The 17022-nt window shown below is 64.9% G+C and carries 12 protein-coding genes and 1 pseudogene; 5 read left to right on the top strand and 8 right to left on the bottom strand.

Translation table 11 applies throughout. The annotated features are described in order from the left end of the window. The first annotated feature begins 12 nt into the window (after positions 1 to 12). Complete coding sequence (gyrB, locus tag CN538_RS06870) at positions 13 to 2427, top strand: DNA topoisomerase (ATP-hydrolyzing) subunit B (protein ID WP_106418952.1); 2415 nt, start codon at positions 13 to 15, stop codon at positions 2425 to 2427. 384 nt (positions 2428 to 2811) lie between these two features. Here gyrB and CN538_RS06865 read toward each other — a convergent pair whose 3' ends face one another. After that, the gene (locus CN538_RS06865) at positions 2812 to 4245 is read right to left on the bottom strand and encodes an aminotransferase-like domain-containing protein (protein WP_106418951.1); all 1434 of its coding nucleotides are present in this window, start codon (positions 4243 to 4245) and stop codon (positions 2812 to 2814) included. Between the two features lie 286 nt (positions 4246 to 4531). On the opposite strand from CN538_RS06865, the pseudogene CN538_RS06860 reads away from it, so the two are divergent. Beyond that, positions 4532 to 5876, top strand: a pseudogene (locus tag CN538_RS06860) (APC family permease). Between the two features lie 88 nt (positions 5877 to 5964). Further along, positions 5965 to 7242, top strand: a complete 1278-nt coding sequence (gene gabT, locus CN538_RS06855; protein WP_106418950.1) for a 4-aminobutyrate--2-oxoglutarate transaminase — start codon at positions 5965 to 5967, stop codon at positions 7240 to 7242. 87 nt (positions 7243 to 7329) lie between these two features. Here the strand turns inward: gabT and CN538_RS06850 are convergent, their stop codons facing one another. The 3 genes from CN538_RS06850 to CN538_RS06840 all read right to left on the bottom strand — a co-directional run bounded on the left by CN538_RS06850 (position 7330) and on the right by CN538_RS06840 (position 9257). Further along, positions 7330 to 8388 carry a methyl-accepting chemotaxis protein gene (locus CN538_RS06850; RefSeq protein ID WP_106418949.1) on the bottom strand — a complete coding sequence of 353 codons (1059 nt, stop codon included), beginning with the start codon at positions 8386 to 8388 and terminating at the stop codon, positions 7330 to 7332. Next, positions 8361 to 8855, bottom strand: a complete 495-nt coding sequence (locus tag CN538_RS06845; protein WP_129591316.1) for a hypothetical protein — start codon at positions 8853 to 8855, stop codon at positions 8361 to 8363. The genes CN538_RS06850 and CN538_RS06845 overlap by 28 nt, the downstream gene beginning before the upstream one ends. Positions 8856 to 8975: 120 nt before the next feature. Beyond that, positions 8976 to 9257, bottom strand: coding sequence for a GNAT family N-acetyltransferase (locus tag CN538_RS06840; RefSeq protein WP_242495623.1), 282 nt, complete (start codon positions 9255 to 9257; stop codon positions 8976 to 8978). 560 nt (positions 9258 to 9817) lie between these two features. Here CN538_RS06840 and CN538_RS06835 point away from each other — a divergent pair. Further along, complete coding sequence (locus CN538_RS06835) at positions 9818 to 10768, top strand: threo-3-hydroxy-L-aspartate ammonia-lyase (RefSeq protein ID WP_207233737.1); 951 nt, start codon at positions 9818 to 9820, stop codon at positions 10766 to 10768. 217 nt (positions 10769 to 10985) lie between these two features. Further along, positions 10986 to 11432 carry a hypothetical protein gene (locus tag CN538_RS06830; protein WP_106418947.1) on the top strand — a complete coding sequence of 149 codons (447 nt, stop codon included), beginning with the start codon at positions 10986 to 10988 and terminating at the stop codon, positions 11430 to 11432. 431 nt (positions 11433 to 11863) lie between these two features. Here CN538_RS06830 and CN538_RS06825 read toward each other — a convergent pair whose 3' ends face one another. The 4 genes from CN538_RS06825 to glyS all read right to left on the bottom strand — a co-directional run bounded on the left by CN538_RS06825 (position 11864) and on the right by glyS (position 17021). Then, positions 11864 to 13918 (bottom strand): AsmA family protein, encoded by a 2055-nt coding sequence (locus CN538_RS06825; protein ID WP_106418946.1) that lies wholly within the window; start codon positions 13916 to 13918, stop codon positions 11864 to 11866. Positions 13919 to 14164: 246 nt separating this feature from the next. After that, positions 14165 to 14341, bottom strand: coding sequence for an HAD hydrolase-like protein (locus CN538_RS26030; RefSeq protein WP_422917551.1), 177 nt, complete (start codon positions 14339 to 14341; stop codon positions 14165 to 14167). Beyond that, positions 14328 to 14714: an HAD-IIIA family hydrolase gene (locus CN538_RS06820; protein WP_422917550.1), complete on the bottom strand. Its 387-nt coding sequence runs from the start codon at positions 14712 to 14714 to the stop codon at positions 14328 to 14330. Before CN538_RS06820 ends, CN538_RS26030 begins: the two co-directional genes overlap by 14 nt. A 240-nt stretch (positions 14715 to 14954) precedes the next feature. Beyond that, a complete protein-coding gene (gene glyS / locus CN538_RS06815; protein WP_106418945.1) occupies positions 14955 to 17021 on the bottom strand; it encodes a glycine--tRNA ligase subunit beta in 2067 nt (688 codons plus the stop codon). Position 17022 lies beyond the last annotated feature (1 nt).

Below are 17022 nucleotides of genomic sequence, written 5' to 3'. Positions count from 1 at the left end.
ATGGAGTGAGCAATGAGCGAACAGGCCTACGATTCATCGAGCATCAAGGTCCTCAAGGGACTGGACGCGGTGCGCAAGCGCCCGGGCATGTACATCGGCGACACCGATGACGGCACCGGCCTGCACCACATGGTGTTCGAGATCGTCGACAACTCGATCGACGAAGCGCTGGCCGGCCATTGCAGCGAGATCCGTATCGTCATTCACCCCGACGAGTCGATCACCGTCTCCGACGACGGCCGCGGTATCCCCACCGACATTCACGACGAGGGGGTCTCCGCCGCCGAGGTCATCATGACCGTGCTCCACGCCGGGGGTAAGTTCGACGATAACTCCTACAAGGTCTCCGGCGGCCTGCACGGGGTCGGGGTGTCGGTGGTCAACGCGCTCTCCGAACAGCTCAAGCTGACCATCTGGCGCAACCACCAGGTCCACGAGCAGGTCTATCACCATGGCGTGCCGCAGGCACCGCTGACGGTGGTCGGCGAGACCGAGAAGTCGGGTACCCAGATCAGCTTCAAGCCGTCGAGCGAGACTTTCGCCAACATCGAGTTCCATTACGACATCCTCGCCAAGCGTCTGCGCGAGCTGTCGTTCCTCAATTCCGGCGTGGCGATCCGCCTGGTCGACGAGCGTGATGGCCGCGAGGAGCTGTTCCACTACGAGGGAGGTCTGCGCGCCTTCGTCGAGCATCTCAACACCAATCGCACCGCGCTCAATCCGGTCTTCCACTTCGAGGTTCAGCGCGAGGATGGCATCGGTGTCGAGGTGGCGATGCAGTGGAACGACACCTTTGCCGAGAACGTCTTCTGCTACACCAACAACATCCCGCAGCGCGATGGCGGCACCCACATGGCCGGCTTCCGTGCGGCGCTGACGCGCAGCCTCAACAGCTATATCGAAGCCGAGGACATCCAGAAGAAGACCAAGGTGGCGACCTCCGGGGACGACGCCCGCGAAGGTCTCACCGCGATCATCTCGGTCAAGGTGCCGGATCCCAAGTTCTCCTCGCAGACCAAGGACAAGCTGGTCTCTTCGGAGGTGAAGACAGCGGTCGATCAGGAGCTGAGCCGTCAGTTCTCCGACTATCTGGTCGAACATCCCAACGAGGCCAAGGCGATCGTCAACAAGATGATCGACGCCGCGCGTGCCCGCGAGGCGGCGCGCAAGGCGCGCGACATGACCCGACGCAAGGGTGCGCTGGATATCGCCGGGCTGCCGGGCAAGCTGGCCGACTGCCAGGAGAAGGATCCCAGCCTCTCCGAGCTCTACCTGGTCGAGGGTGACTCCGCCGGCGGCAGTGCCAAGCAGGGCCGCGACCGCCGCACTCAGGCGATCCTGCCGCTCAAGGGCAAGATTCTCAACGTCGAGAAGGCGCGCTTCGACAAGATGCTCTCCTCGGCCGAGGTCGGCACCCTGATCACCGCGCTGGGCTGCGGCATCGGGCGCGAGGAGTTCAATCCGGACAAGCTGCGCTACCACTCGATCATCATCATGACCGATGCCGACGTCGACGGTTCGCACATCCGTACCCTGCTGCTGACCTTCTTCTTCCGCCAGATGCCGGAGCTGATCGAGCGTGGTCACGTGTTCATCGCCCAGCCGCCGCTTTACAAGATCAAGCGCGGCAAGCAGGAGATGTACCTGAAGGACGAGCAGGCGATGACCGACTACCTCACCACCACCGCGCTGGATGGCGCACGCCTGTGCGTCAACGCCGACGCGCCGGGCATCGGTGGTGAGCAGCTCGAGACGCTGGTGACCCAGTATCGTGACGTGATGAAGCGCATCGACCGGCTGTCGCGGGTCTACCCCAACGCGGTGCTGCGCAAGATGGTCCACGCTCCCAAGCTGGAGGAGGCCAATCTGAGCGATCGCGGCACCCTGCAGCAGTGGATCGAGGCACTGCAGGTGGAGATGGATTCGCTGATCGCCCACGAGGGCGGCCCGCGCTACACCTTCCAGCTACAGGAGGACACCGAGCGCGGTCTGTGGCTGCCCAGCGTGGCGCTCACCGCCCACGGTGTCACCACCGACTACGTGTGGGGCATCGACTTCTTCCGCAGTGCCGATTACCGTGCGCTGGCGGGTCTCGGCGAGACCCTCGACGGGCTGGTCGAGGAGGGCGCCTATATCGCCCGTGGCGAGCGTCAGAAGCCGATCGAGACCTTCTACGATGCGCTGGAGTGGCTGATGCTGGAGGCCCAGCGCGGGCTGTCGATCCAGCGCTACAAGGGGCTCGGGGAGATGAACCCGGACCAGCTGTGGGAGACCACCATGGACCCGCAATCGCGGCGCATGCTGCGGGTCTCGATCGAGGACGCGGTGGCCGCCGACCAGATGTTCAACACCCTGATGGGCGACGAGGTGGAGCCGCGCCGCGACTTCATCGAGCGCTTCGCGCTGGTGGCCAATCTGGATATCTGAGCGCCCGAGACACTGCCAGGCCAGCCGACGGCCCGCCCCCTATCGGGGGCGGGCCGTTTTGCGTTCAGGGATCGTTTTTAGAAACAACGCTTTCATAGGCCATTTCCCAACCCTCTGACGATGGGCGCCGGGGGTAGGGCAAAGCGAGGGTCCTTTGCCAGGGATGGCAAAGGTAGCGCCCAGGGAGGGGTTCACAGCGCCCTCGCAACGGTCCGACGCTTCGGGCCCTGCCGCCGGATAAGCCCACGTCGTCCAGCGGTTGTAAAAGGCACTCTTAGAGACAGCGCTTTTCGAGGCGGCGTCTTTTGATAACAGGGTTTCTAAAAACAACGCTTCTCGAAACAACGCTCTACGGCACGCGATGGACCCCGGCGCTGTCGAGACTTACGCCTGCTGCTCGACGAAAGTGCGGATCGCCGCCGCCAGCCGCCGCCCCTGGCGTGTCAGCGCCTCCCCTTCGGCCATGCCCACCCCAAGCACCAGACCGCGGCGCGTATCGCCGGGCGCACATACCCGGCTCAGCGGCCGCGCCACCAGGTGGTGGCGGTTGAGCAGGTAGTGCGACAGGCGTTCGTCGTCGAGGGTGGGGCAGAGCTCGACGCTCAAGCTGATATTGGGCGCCGGCGGGGAGACGGCGATCACGCCAGGTGTCTCTGCCAGCAAGGCGTGGAGCTCGCGCTGACGGCTCAGGTAGTCGGCCGCGATCCGGTGGCACCAGCGATCCAGATCGCCGGCGTCGATGAAGGCGGCGAGCACCGCCTGGTCCAGCAGCCGACCCTCGCGAAAGACCCCGGTACGCACCCGGTTGAGGGTATGGCTGAGGGCGCTGGGCACCACCAGGTAGCCCAGCCGCAGTCCGGGGAACATCAGCTTGGAGAAGGAGCCGATCAGGATGCGGTTGCCACTGCGCGGGTCGAACGCCAGGGGCTGGCGGTCGCCGTCCCCGAACTCGTAGTCATCCTCGAGAACCCACTCGGGCGCGAGATGCTGAATCAGCGCCTGTTTGTGAGCGTTCACTGACTGCACGCCCAGCGGGTAGTGGTGCGAACCGGTGAAGTAGACCAGTCGCGGCGCAGGCGCCGGCAGCGGCTGACGGTAGCCGTGGCGGGGGTCCCAGATAGCGTGATCGACACTCAGGCCGCAGGCCTGGAAGACGTTGCGCGCGCCCCAATAGAAGGGGGAGTCCATCACCGCCCGGTCTCCCTCGTCGGCGAGCGCCAGGGCGCACAGCTGCAAGCCGTGGTGGGCGCCTTCGGTGATCACGATCTGATCGAGCTCGCAGTGGATGCCGCGCCAGCGGGCGAGAAAGCCGGCGATTGCCCGCTTGAGCGGTCCATAACCGCCCGAGGCGTAGGCGAGCAGCAGGGTGTTGTGGGGCACCGTGACGCGCGAGTAGAGCTGGCGCCAGCGCGCCAGCGGGAAGTGCACGATATCCGGCACCCCGGGGACGAAGGCACCGCTCTGTACCGGACTGGCGCCGACATCGCCCAGGAGCCGGTGAGCACGCCGGGAGATCGGCCCGGTGGCAGGGGCGCTGACCTCGGGCGGCGTGGGCTTGTGGACCCAGGTGCCGCGGCCGTGGTCGGTGATCAGATGGCCCTGCTGGACCAGCCGCTCGATCACCCCGGCCAGGGTGTTGCGGGCCACGCCCAGTGACGCACACAGATCGCGGTGTCCGGGCAGGCGCTGACCTTTCTGCCAGTGGCGTTCGATCAGCCACAGCAGGGTCTGCTCCAGGCGCTGGTGCTTGGTCAGATGGTCAGGCTGGGCGTGGTAGCCGCTCTCGATCCGAGTCAGGGCCCGGCGGCGATCTTCCATGGGTCTCTCCGGGGCAGGCAGTGACGATGAAATTATGGCGCTTGCCGCGCAAGTGGTCTATCTGAATAGCAGGAGTGGTCTACTCAGCGTGGCTGGCGGTGGTGATAGCGTGGCGTCAGAGTCGTGCCAATAGCGGCTCATCGACAATGCTTCGGCAACAACGCTTCATCATCACGCTTCATCAACAACAACGTCAAGAGATCCTGCTATGTCCAACGCTTCTCAACCCACCGAGTTCGTGCGCGTCCTGGCGCGGGCCGACGTGCTGGCGCTCGCCTTCGGCGCGATGATCGGCTGGGGCTGGATCGTGCTCACCGGCGGCGCCATTCTCGATGGCGGTAGCCTGGGCGCGATCATCGCCTTCATCATCGGCGGCATCGCGGTGCTGCTGGTCGGCCTGACCTACGCCGAACTGGCGGCGGCGATGCCGCAGGTCGGCGGCGAGCATGTCTACAGCTATCGCGCGCTGGGCCACTTCGCCTCTTTCGTCTGCACCTGGAGCATCGTGCTCGGCTATGTCAGCGTCGCCTCGTTCGAGGCGGTGGCGTTACCCACGGTGGTCCAGCATCTGTTCCCCGGCTATGCCGTGGGTGATCTGTGGACCGTCGCCGGCTGGGAGGTCAAGGCGAGCTGGGTAGCGGTCGGGGTAATCGGCTCGCTGGTGATGATGGTGATCAACTATCTGGGCATCTCGACGGCCGCGCTGCTGCAGAAAGTGGTCACCGGGCTGATCCTGATCGCCGGGGTGATGTTCGTTACCGGTTCGCTGTTCACCGGTGACGCTGGCAACATGCAGCCGCTGTTCGCCAGCGGCGAACATGGTGCCTTCGGCGGCATCGTTGCGGTGCTGGTGCTGGTGCCCTTCCTGTTCGTCGGTTTCGACGTCATCCCCCAGGCGGCGGAAGAGATCGATCTGCCGTTCCGCGACATCGGCAAGGTGCTGGTGCTGTCGGTACTCATGGCGGTGGCCTGGTACACCCTGATCGTGCTGGGGACCAGCCTGATGCTCGACAATGACGCCCTGGGCGGCAGCACCCTGAGCGTGCCCGACGCCATGCAGGCGGTGTTCGATGGCGCCTGGGCCGGCAATCTGATGGTGCTGGCGGGGATCGCCGGGATCATCACCAGCTGGAATGCCTTCTACATCGGCGGCTCGCGGGCGATCTACGCACTCGCCCACTCGGGCATGCTGCCGGCGTTTCTGGGCAAGCTGCATCCGCGCTACAAGACAACCCACCAACGCCATCATCCTGATCGGCGTGCTCTCCACCCTGGCGCCGTTCTTCGGCCGCCCGGCGCTGGTGTGGCTGGTCGATGCCGGTGGCCTGGGGATCGTCATCGCCTATCTGTTCGTATCGCTGTCGTTTCTGATCCTGCGCCGGCGCGAGCCGGAGATGGCGCGCCCCTACCGGGTCAAGGCCGGCGGTCTGGTCGGCGTGCTCGCGGTCCTGCTATCGCTGGGCATGGTGTTTCTCTACCTGCCGGGCAGTCCGTCGGCGCTTGTGCCGGTGGAGTGGGTGGTATTCGGCGGCTGGATGATCGCCGGATTGTTGCTGTACGTGTGGGCGCGACAGCGCTACGGTCGAGAGGTAGGCGATCGTCTCATCCGTGCCTCTTACACGACATCGTGACAGTCACCATCGTCCCGTCGACACCCGTGCGGACGTCCGGGACGGCTCATCGGCGCCATGACGCGCGCCGTTTCAGGAGGAGAGTTGCATGACCAACGCAGAACTCAATGAACTCAAGCAGCGCTATGTGGCCAGCGGTGCCGCCAGCCCGGCGGTCGAATTCGCCGCGCGGGCGGAGAACGCCGAGCTGTGGGACGAGGACGGCAAGCGCTTCATCGACTTCGCCGGCGGTATCGGCGTGCTCAATATCGGTCACCGGCACCCCAAGGTGGTCGAGGCGGTCAAGGCGCAGCTCGACCGCGTCATGCACACCTGCCAGACGGTCATGCCCTACGAGGGCTACGTGCGTGTGGCGCAGAAGCTCAGTGAAGTGACGCCGGTGCGTGGCCACGCCAAGGTGATGCTGGCCAACTCCGGCGCCGAGGCGCTGGAGAACGCGGTCAAGGTGGCGCGGGCCGCCACCGGGCGCTCCAGCGTGATCTGCTTCTCCGGCGGCTATCACGGGCGCACCTTTATGACCATGGCGATGAACGGCAAGGTCGCCCCCTACCGCAACGACTTCGGCCCGATGCCGGGACAGGTCTACCGTGCGCCCTATCCGGTCGAGTCGATCGGTGTCAGTGAAGAGGAGGCCCTGCGCCACCTCAAGATGGTGCTCAAGACCGATGCCAATCCGCGCGATACCGCGGCGATCGTGATCGAGCCGGTGCTTGGCGAGGGTGGCTTTCACGCCGCGCCCAAGCGCTTCCTCGAAGCGATCCGCGAGATCTGTGACGAGCACGGCATCCTGATGATCGTCGACGAGGTGCAGTCGGGTTTCGGACGTACCGGCAAGCTGTTCGCGATCGAGCACTCGGGCGTCGAGCCGGACATCATGACCATGGCCAAGAGCATGGCCGACGGCATGCCGATCTCGGCCGTGGTGGGCACCGACAAGGTCATGGACGCTTCCGGTGGCAACTCGCTGGGCGGCACCTATACCGGCAGCCCGGTATCGTGTGCCGCGGTACTGGCAGTGCTCGAGGTGTTCGAGGAGGAGCGCATCCTGGAGAAGAGCCAGGCGCTGGGCGAGAAGCTGCGGGCGCGCTTCGACAAGTGGCAGCAGGATTACGCCTCGGTCGCCAACGCGCGCAACCTGGGTGCCATGGCGGCGTTCGACCTGGTCAGCGACAAGAAGAGCGCGCAGCCCAACCCCGAGATGGCGGCCAAGCTGTGCAAGACCGCACGCGAGCGCGGGCTGATCCTGCTCTCCTGCGGCCTCTACGGCAACACCATCCGCTTCCTGATGCCGGTCACCATCAGTGACGAGGTGCTGGAAGAGGGGCTGGATCTGATCGAAAAGATGCTGAGCGAATTCGGCGCCTGAACGGCGCCGTGACGCATGCGACCGGCACCCGTGAGGGTGCCGGTTTTTTTATGTCTGGGGAGTGTTGCGGGTCTTGGACGCCTCGTCTCAATGACTCGCCGGGGGCGCCAGTTCGAGACCCGCGTGGCGGGCACGGGGCGTTGTGCTATCTCCCCGGGGGCCGGCGTGCTCCAGAGTAAAGACATCCAGGGCATCGCTCAGGCGCTGCGACTGGTGGCGCAGTGACTCGACGCTCTCGCTCAGGCCGTCGACCAGAGCACCGTTCTGTCTGGCGCCCTGACTGATGGCGGTGATCTCCTCGCCGATCTGCGTACCAGCCTGGCGCTGCGCCTCACTGGCATGACGGATCTCGTCCATCAGTGCGTTGACCTGATGGATCTGCTCACCGATGTTTGCCATGGCCGTGGTCACCTCCTCGGCGCGCTGGCTGCTCTCCTTGACCTGCTGCTGCGTGGCCTCGATCACCCCGGCGATCTGGCGCGAGGCGTCGGCGCTCTGCTGGGCCAGCACGCCCACCTCCTTGGCTACCACGGCGAAACCGCGGCCGCTCTCTCCGGCCCGCGCCGCCTCGACCGACGCGTTGAGCGAGAGGATATGGGTCTGGAAGGCGATACCGTCGATCAGCGAGGTGATGTCGGCAATGCGACCGGCGCTGTCGCGCATGCCGCGCATGGTCTGCGTCAGCCGTGCGACCCGCTCGTTGCCCTGGGCCATCAGGGTGTCCGCCTGACGCATACGCTCGCTGGCGGTATCGGCGCTGGCGGCGTTGTCGCGCCCGCGCTCGCCCAACTGGGCCAGCGAGGCGGTGGCCCGCTCGAGCGCATCCGAGGCCTCGCGCGTGCGCGCGGCGAGCTGGTCGTTGGCGCCGGCGATCGTCTCGCCGGTGCGCGACAGCGCCATCAGGCTATCGACCACCTCGCTCAGGGTGGTGCGGACCGCGAGCATGGTGCGACGGAAGCTGCCGCCCAGTGGGCTCCACATGTGGCGCTCGTCGAAGGCCAGATCGAACTGCCCCGGCTCGCGCCCGATATGGCTGCCCATGGCACCGAGTTCGACCCCCATGATCGCCTCACGGCGCATCAGCCGGGTCATGGCGACGAGTAGCGCGGTTTCGACCACTACGTAGGCCGCATGCACGAGCACCATCGGCCATGATCTGGCCCTGGGCGATGATGAGTCGGCATCACGTCGACCGCACCGCCACGGCTCTGCCAGAAGCCGAACAGCAGGTGATGGGCGGCGATCACCCCGGCGGCCATCACCACCGGGCGCCAGTCTCGATAGAGCAGCACCAGCGACAGCAGAATGAACACCGCGAAATGTGCCTCGATCATGCCCGCCAGCAGATGGATCTGCAGCCCGGCGAAGCCCATCAGCACGGCGGCCACCAGCAGGCGGGTGAAGAGCGTCGCCGGGGCCAGCCGAATCGCTGCGAGCGCGAGCGCCATCAGCGGCAGGCCGACGGCGAGCGCCGCCAGCCAGCGCTGATGCACGCCGGCCAGGCCCAGAGACGAGAGGAAAAGCAGCACGACGACCAAGGTCAGCAGGCGATTGGCGCGGGTGTAAACCGGTGCCAGTAACTGATCGATGGAACTTGGCACAGGGGATGACATCGCGGATCTCCGCAGCAGGGGAGGCAGGGCGCCACGGAGACTTAACGGCGAGCGCGGGCAAATCTTTACACCAAAGCGAGTCAGGGCGGGGCGCCGTTACCGGTACGCAGGTATGCGAGTTCAGCCGCCGTGCCGATACATACCGATATGCGGGATATTGTCCTCCAGGTAAGTATCTGTCACCGCGACGAAACCGTGGCCTGCGTAGTAGTTCTGCAGGTGGGCCTGGGCGGAGAGGTAGGCGTCGCGACCCGGCCAGCGCTCGGTGAGATGTTCGAGCGCCGCCGCCATCAGCCGATGGCCCAGGCCCGCGCCGCGGTGGTCTTGCGCGATCACTACGCGCCCGATGGTCACCGGCTCGCGTATCGATACCGGAGTCCGCAGGCGTAATGACGCGGCCAAGGTGCCATTCCGCCCACACTGCGAGATGATCGGTCGCAGCACTCAGATCGTGACCATCCAGCTCTTGGTAGGCGCACTGCTGCTCGACCACGAATACCGTCGTGCGCAGCGCCAGCAGGGCGGTAGAGCGTGTGAGTATCTAGCTGTTCGCCGCGGTACCAGCGCCAGTCGTATGTCGTCATCTGTCACTTTCCTTGGGGGGGCGTTGCGCGTGACACTGTCACAAGGCACTGTCTGAAAAGGACTGCGCTCGCCCATGCGGCGTTAAAAATCGACTCACTGAACAACGTTCAGAACGTCCGAAGGACGGCCCGAAGGGGCGAGCGGAGCGAGTCACATGGTCATTTACACCCCGTAAACTCCGCGTTCTCGCCGATTTTTGCCTTGCCTGGCCTTCGCTCGTCGACTTTTCAGACAGCACCTAACATATTACGCAGCCCGCCAACGGGTGTCAGTGACGGCCGTGACAGGGGACAGATGATGGGTGATAGGTGGCAGGAGAGAGCGCAGCTGAGCCGGTTGGCGATCGATTATGACGATGTGGTGGCGGCACACGGCGGCTGGCGGGCATCGCCCACCACACGCCCGTGCTGCGCTCGACGACGGCCGATGCGCGCAGCGGCGCCGCGCTATATTTCAAGGCCGAGCATCTCCAGCGCGTCGGCGCCTTCAAGTTTCGGGGTGGCTATAACGCCATCAGCCAGTTCGATCGCGGTCAGAAGGCTGCGGGGGTGATCGCCTTTTCCTCGGGCAATCATGCCCAGGCGATTGCGCTCTCGGCCAGACTGCATGGCATTCGTGCCGTCATCGTGATGCCCGAGGATGCGCCTGCGATCAAGATCGCGGCCACGCGGGGCTACGGGGCCGAGGTGGTGCTCTATGATCGCTATACCCAGGATCGCGAGACGTTGGGCCGGGAACTGGCCGAGGCTGAAGGTTTGACCCTGATCCCGCCGTTCGATCATCCCCACGTCATGGCGGGGCAGGGGACCGCGGCCGAGGAGCTGTTCGACGATGTGGGTGAGCTGGAGACGTTGATCGTGCCGCTGGGCGGTGGCGGGCTGCTGTCCGGCTGCGCCACGGTCGCCAGGGCGCGCTATCCCCATTGCCGGATCATCGGGGTCGAGCCGGAAGCCGGCAACGACGCCCAGAGAAGCCTGGCCAGTGGCGAGATCGTTGCGATTGCCACGCCGCGCACGATCGCCGATGGCGCTCAGACCCAGGCCTTGGGCCGCCTGACGTTTCCGGTGCTGCAGCAGTGCGTCGACGAGATCGTCACCGTCACCGACGCTGAGCTGGTCGAGACGATGGGCTTTCTGGCCGGCCGCATGAAGCAGTTGGTCGAGCCGACCGGTTGTTTGGCGGCTGCGGCGGCTTTCGCGGGCCGTGTGCGAGTCGAGGGCCAGCGTGTCGGGGTCTTGCTTTCCGGCGGCAACGTCGATCTAAACCGCTTCGCTGAGTTGATCTCGACGGCCGCGATCGATGAAACCACCCGGGCGGATCGCGCTTGAGAAGAGAGCGTGCTTGATGTTGACCGGTGCCCATCGTCATCGCGCGCCTGGGCCACCCTGGAAGTCAGATTTCCACGCTGCGCGGATGGGCGCGCTATGCCGCCTTGTTCGAATCGGCCTGCGGCGCATTGACGCTTTCGACTAATGATTGAGGGAGTAAAGCCCCGGCGCTGCTTAGACTGAAAGTATCTTATGCACCGCAGCCGAGGAGGTCATCATGATGCAGACGCAGGAAGCCCGCGAGCAGCGTCCGATGTCGGAGGCGACGGATTGCTGTGAGATGAGCGCGATCAATCTGCTCGATGACAGCGTCTCGACCCAGAAGGAGGTGCAGGAGCGCAATGTCATGCAGCTCTACCTGCTTACCGTGCAGGTGAGGGCGCTGATGGATGTGGCCTGCCATCAAGGACATGCCGAGTTCCTGACCGAGCGCCTGCGTTTTCATACCCAGCAGTTGGGCGAGCAGTTCGATTCGCTGGTCAAGAAGCACAAGGGCTCCTCCTATACCCGCCACTTCTATTCTCAGCAGCAGCAGCGCTTCAGCAGCGAGATCGACAAGCTGATCGACGCCCTGGCATCTCTGGGCCGCCACTATCGGGATAGCGCGGACACCGATAATGCGGCTCATGACCACGCCCAGACTGGTAACGCTCCCCGCGACTGATCTTCCACACGAGTTGCCTCCCGGCCCGCCGCTGTGTCGTTTCAAGACCAGGGCGGGCCTCTTTTATGCGTCGGTCGCTGGCACTAGCCCCTTCTCTGCGTGTGCTTTCCTGCGCCACTGATACTCGTCGAACTCATTCATGAGTATGGATGATGAGATGGCCTGCGAGATGTTTCACGTGGAACAAAGCCTGCGGCCGTTGATCCACATGCTTGATCCGCCCTCACCGGATTCGCTGCGCCGATCGAGGGTCGATCAATCCTTGAGCGCGGGGGCGGAATGGGGACAGCCATCAGAGCCGCAAAACCCGCGTATCTGGGAAGCGTGCGGCATCCGAGCCAGAGAGAGCGAGACCCTCGATTGCCGCTGCCACAGGGACAGCAACCACGGCTATGCAATACCGGCAATGTTCCACGTGAAACAATCAGGCATCACGGCTGGGTCTGGATCTGGCTCAGGAAGTCGTTGCACGGCGTAGTCTCGCCGGCGCTCGGCGAAACCAGTGCCAGTAGCGCAGCGGCAGGCGCGGCGACGGTGCCGAGGAAGGCGCCGACAGCGCCCCGTGCCAGCAGCGAGCTGGCGTCCACGCCCGGAGAAGGATTAGCGAAGGTGCCATGGACATAGAGCGGCGAGCGTAGTGTGAATACTCTTGCGCCCTTGCTTTCCGGCTCGATATTGAGATCGAGCTTTTCGTTGGCGAAGTTGATGCTGCCATCGATCTTGATCAGCGCGTTCTCGGTGTCGATGACGAAGAACCGCGTACGTGCCAAACCATCGTCGACTTTCAAGCTGGTAGCGGCGCAGTTGATGCGTACCTGCTCGTCCCCGAACAGCTTGCCCACCAAGTAGTTGCCCACGTTGAGCCCAGCCAGCTCCATCAGATTGCGACTGATGACACCATCGCTGACGATCATGCCGAGATCACCGCTGCTGCTACCCAGGAGTGCGGCAATCGAGTTGCCGCGCCCGCTGAGGGTGGCGTCTCCGTTGAGCTCCCCACGGCTGTTCTGCATCAGCTCGACCTCGGGAAAGAGTCGGCTCAACAGCAGGCGACGAATATGCAGATCGATACGTGCCGCCAGCGGCGTCTGGCTGCCATCCAGGCGCAACGTGGTATTGAGATTGCCGCCGGCGACGCCAAAGCGCAGCGGGTCGAGCAGGATTTCGCCATCACGTAGCCTGACATGGGTATAGAGATCTTCCAGCGGCAGCGAGTCGCCGTGTTCGATCCGCTGGGCGGTGAACTTGACGTCGGCATCCATGGCTCGCCACTGCTCGGTCTGGAACTCTGCCACCGGGAGTACCTTGCCTTCTGGCTGCGGTTTGCTCGTTTTGTCGGGGCTGTCGCTGCTGCTGTTGGCGCCGATCAGTGGCGCCAGATCGGCGAAGCGCAGCTGACGCGACACGACCTCGCCGGTGAGAGACGGGCGAGGCTCGCCCAGGGTATAGGTGAGGTCGCCATGGATGTCGCTGTCCCCGACCTGGCCGTCGAAATCGCGGTAGCGAAAGGTGAGCGCATCTTGCGTCGCCAGGTCGGCGCTCAGATGGCCACGAGTCGAGTACGGCGGGGTGTCTGGCAGGGTGACACCGATCACCCGGTAGAGATCGCCCAGATTCTGGCCGGCGAAGGTGAGATCGAGATCGATCCGTTTGGGCGCCAGCGGATCGGTCAGGGTGCCGGCAACGCTCACGCGCGTCTGGCCTGCCGTGACGTCGGCTTGCACCGGGTAGGGCGCGCCAGGCTGGCGCAGCGCTATCAGGCTGCCTAGTTTGCCCTCGCCGCCAATATCCTGGTCTCGATAGGTGCCGCTGGCCTGCCAGCCAAAGGTGTAGTCGGCGACTTTTTGATCGGTGTCGCTGCCCGTCGCAGGTGCGTCGCCGCTCAGCTCGCTGAAGGCGATGGGTTGGCCCAGCAGGGTCAAGGTGGCGTCGATATCGGCATCCAGGGTCGGGTCGCGATAGTGGATGGCGATGGGGTCGAAGGTGATATCGCCAATATCCACGCTCCAGCCAGGCTGCGCATCGGTCGTATCGGCCTCTTTCGATGTGTCGCCGAGATCGAAGGTCCAGTTGTTGTCACCATCCTGCTGTCTGACCAATGTGGCTTCACCGCCGCTGAGCGCTATGCGAGGGATCGTTACGCGACGTTCGAGCAGCGATAGCGGCGCCAGTGTCAGGTCCAGTGCACCCAGTCTGGCGAGGTCGGCATCGGTGATGGACTCGGGGCTGCCGATACGAATTTGCTCGGCGTGCAGGTGCGGCCAAGGCACCCAGCCTCGCCAGCCGTCGATATTCGTCGGCCTCTCCCAGGAGAGATCGAGGTCGCCCTCGATGGCGAAAGGCCGGTGAATCGCCGCCGACACTCGCTGATTGAGCGTCGGCTTGAGACGATTCCAGTCGAATGTCAGCACCACGATGATCAGTGCAATCATGGCTACCAGCACGAAGGCCAGTAGTGAAAGGCCGATCTTCTTCCCCAATGTCATGACCCTGTCCCATCCCTTGGGCGTGTTGTCCCAAGAATAGCCGAGTCTTCACGCAGCGTTTGTGACGTAACGTTGCCAGGCCAAGCCTGCGGCCGTGTCGATATGTTTCACGTGAAACATATCGGTCGAGGGCTGAGGGCTTGAGGGGTTAGGGCTCAAAATCCGCGGCGAGCATTGGCGGCTACCGGCACAGCCACCGGAGGCTGTGGGCCGACTGCCCCGGAAAGCGGATAGAGCGAGCTTGCCTCAGGTCGCTGCCAACAGGCGTTCAACGAATTTTGCGAGATCGTCGCAGTGCCAAGTCTCAGGGTGATTGCAGGCAATGTCGCGGGCGTAGCGCGCGCCCTTGCCGGTGTTGACCAGCGCCGTTTGCGCGCCGGCCGCGACACCCGCTTCGATATCGTGCAGGCTATCTCCCACCATCCAGCTCCCCGCCAGTGTTGGCAGTCGCAGCAACCTGCTGGATCTGAAACAGCAGCCCCGGCTTTGGCTTACGGCAGTCGCAGGCCTCCTGCGGCAGGTGGGGGCAATAGGCGATATGTGCGATCTCGCCGCCGGCCTGACGAACCATCGTGTGCAGCCGCGCGTGGATGGCTTCCAGGGTGTCGCGACTGTAGTAGCCGCGGCCGATGCCCGACTGATTGGTGGCGATCGCTACTTGCCAGCCTGCCCGAGTGAGCGTGGCAATGGCTTCGATGGCAGCGGGGTAGGGGTGCCACTCGTCGAGGGACTTGATATAGGCATCGGAATCCTCGTTGATGACGCCGTCGCGGTCGAGGATGACCAGTTTCTGCATGGCGGGGCCTGATGGTAGGCGGATGTCGCCGCATTATCGCGCTGCTGCGCCGCTGACGCCAATCCAGGTCCGCGATGTTTCACGTGGAACAATCTGGCTTGTGCCGCGCGCTCGGGCTGTGAGGATATGAGGTGGCGAGAGGCGTGGTAGGGCGTTGCTGATGCAGGAGGGGCTGGTTAATACCGGGAGAGAAGAGACCCGCCCGGGTGTTCCGGGCGGGGTGGTGTTTCACGTGAAACGTTACTGCTGTAGCTCGGAGATATCCGCCACGGCAAGGAACAGCCCTTGCAGGCTGGCCAGCAGCGCCAGGCGGTTGGTGCGGACCGCGTCGTCGTCGACCGCCACCATGACCTCGTCGAAGAAGCGATCTACCGGTGCGCGCAACGTAGCCAGGATATCCAGCGCCTGAGCGTAGTCGGCCTGACGGAACAGCGGCTCCACCTGGTCGCGGCAGTCGGTGACAGCATGCGCCAGGGCGATCTCTGCCTCTTCGCTCAACAGCGCTGTGTCGACGGTGGCGCCGGTGTCGTGCTGCTGCTTGGCCAGGATGTTGGCAACGCGTTTGTTGGCGGCCGCCAGGGCGGCGGCTTCCTCGCGCTGCTCGAAGCGATGCACTGCGTGCAGGCGGCGGGCGAAGTCGAGCGGCCGCGTCACCGGGCGAGCCCGCACGGCGAGGTAGACGTCCACCGGTAGGCCTTCATCCTGGGTCCAGGCGCGGAAGCGATCGAGCATATAGGTGAGGACGTCATCCACCAGACCGTCGGCCTTGGGCAGGTCGCGATGCTGGGAGGCGGCGAGTTCGAGCAGCTCACGCAGGTCCAGATCCAGCTCGCCCTTGATCAGGATGTTGAGCACGCCGATGGTGGCGCGGCGCAGGGCAAACGGGTCCTTGGCCCCGGTGGGGCGCTGACCGATACCGAAGATACCGGTGAGCGTATCCAGACGATCGGCCAGGGCGATCGCCATGCCGATCGACGTACGCGGAATCTCGTCGCCGGCGAAACGCGGCAGATACTGCTCGTGCAGCGCGTCGGCGACTGCATCGGGCTCGCCGTCGTGGCGTGCGTAGTAGGTGCCCATGATGCCCTGGAGCTCGGGGAACTCGAGCACCATCTCGGTGACCAGGTCGCACTTGGCCAGCTGCGCTGCACGCGCCGCGGCGCTGCTGTCGCCGCCGATCTCCTCGGCAATGAAGCGGGCCACCACTTCGCTGCGCGCTGCCTTGTCCGCCAGGCTGCCGAGCTCGCGCTGGAATACCACGTTGCCCAGCGAGGCCTGACGCGAGGCCAGTGTCTGCTTGCGATCGGTTTCGAAGAAGAAGACAGCATCGGCCAGGCGCGGGCGAATTACCTTCTCGTTGCCGTAGATCACCTGCTGCGGATCTTCGCTCTCGATATTGGCGACGGTGATGAACTGCGGCATGAGCTTGCCGTCGTTATCGAGCAGATGGAAGTACTTCTGATTGGCCTTCATCGAGGAGATCAGGCACTCCGCGGGGACCTCGAGGAAGCGCTCGTCGAAGCTTCCGGTCAGCGCCACCGGCCACTCCACCAGGCCGTTAACCTCTTCCAGCAGGGCGTCGTCGATGACCGCTTGCCCGTCGTGGACCTCGGCCTCCGCCAGCACCTGCTCGCGAATGCGTGCGCGCCGGCGATCCATGTCGACCAGCACATAGGCGTTTTCCAGCGCCGCCTGGTAGTCGTCGGCATGGGCCAGGTCGAACGCCTCAGGGGCATGGAAGCGGTGGCCACGGGTGGTGCGTCCGGCAGACAGGCCGAGCACCTCGGCATCGACGACGCGATCACCGTAGAGCAGCACCAGCCAGTGCACCGGGCGCGAGAATTCGATGCGTGAGGCGCCCCAGCGCATGTTCTTGGGGACCGGCAGGGCGTTGACCGCACTGGCGACGATGGCCGGTAGCAGGGCATCGATGGATTCTCCCTGCTGCTGTTCGCGGTAGCCGAGCCAGGTCCCCTTGTCGGTCTCCAGGTGGATCAGCTCGTCCACGCTCACGCCGCAGGAGCGGGCAAAGCCCTCGGCTGCTTTGGTCGGCTGGCCATCCTTGAAGGCGGCGGCGAGTGCCGGGCCGCGCTTCTCGACCTCACGGTCGGGCTGCTTGTCGGCGAGCGCTTCGATGCGCACGGCGAGGCGGCGGGGAGAGGCCAGGGCGGTGGCGCTACCCATGGGCACTTCGGCCTCGGCGAGCCCTTTTGTCACGCCGTCACGCAGGGCCTGGGCGAGATCGCGCAGGGCTCCGGGTGGCAGCTCCTCGACGCCCAGTTCGATCAGTAGGGTGTTGGCTGCCATG

The sequence above is a fragment of the Salinicola tamaricis genome, assembly GCF_003006155.1.
Lineage (GTDB): Bacteria > Pseudomonadota > Gammaproteobacteria > Pseudomonadales > Halomonadaceae > Salinicola > Salinicola tamaricis.
The sequence above is the reverse complement of the archived record's forward strand: the minus strand, read 5'-3'. Positions and strand labels throughout refer to the sequence as shown.

What these genes read in the sequence shown, in the direction of transcription:
- gyrB (WP_106418952.1), top strand. Translation starts at nt 13, where the DNA reads ATGAGCGAACAGGCCTACGATTCATCGAGCATCAAGGTCCTCAAGGGA.
- CN538_RS06865 (WP_106418951.1), bottom strand. Translation starts at nt 4,245, where the DNA reads ATGGAAGATCGCCGCCGGGCCCTGACTCGGATCGAGAGCGGCTACCAC.
- gabT (WP_106418950.1), top strand. Translation starts at nt 5,965, where the DNA reads ATGACCAACGCAGAACTCAATGAACTCAAGCAGCGCTATGTGGCCAGC.
- CN538_RS06850 (WP_106418949.1), bottom strand. Translation starts at nt 8,388, where the DNA reads ATGGTGCTCGTGCATGCGGCCTACGTAGTGGTCGAAACCGCGCTACTC.
- CN538_RS06845 (WP_129591316.1), bottom strand. Translation starts at nt 8,855, where the DNA reads ATGTCATCCCCTGTGCCAAGTTCCATCGATCAGTTACTGGCACCGGTT.
- CN538_RS06830 (WP_106418947.1), top strand. Translation starts at nt 10,986, where the DNA reads ATGATGCAGACGCAGGAAGCCCGCGAGCAGCGTCCGATGTCGGAGGCG.
- CN538_RS06825 (WP_106418946.1), bottom strand. Translation starts at nt 13,918, where the DNA reads ATGACATTGGGGAAGAAGATCGGCCTTTCACTACTGGCCTTCGTGCTG.
- CN538_RS26030 (WP_422917551.1), bottom strand. Translation starts at nt 14,341, where the DNA reads ATGGTGGGAGATAGCCTGCACGATATCGAAGCGGGTGTCGCGGCCGGC.
- CN538_RS06820 (WP_422917550.1), bottom strand. Translation starts at nt 14,714, where the DNA reads ATGCAGAAACTGGTCATCCTCGACCGCGACGGCGTCATCAACGAGGAT.
- glyS (WP_106418945.1), bottom strand. Translation starts at nt 17,021, where the DNA reads ATGGCAGCCAACACCCTACTGATCGAACTGGGCGTCGAGGAGCTGCCA.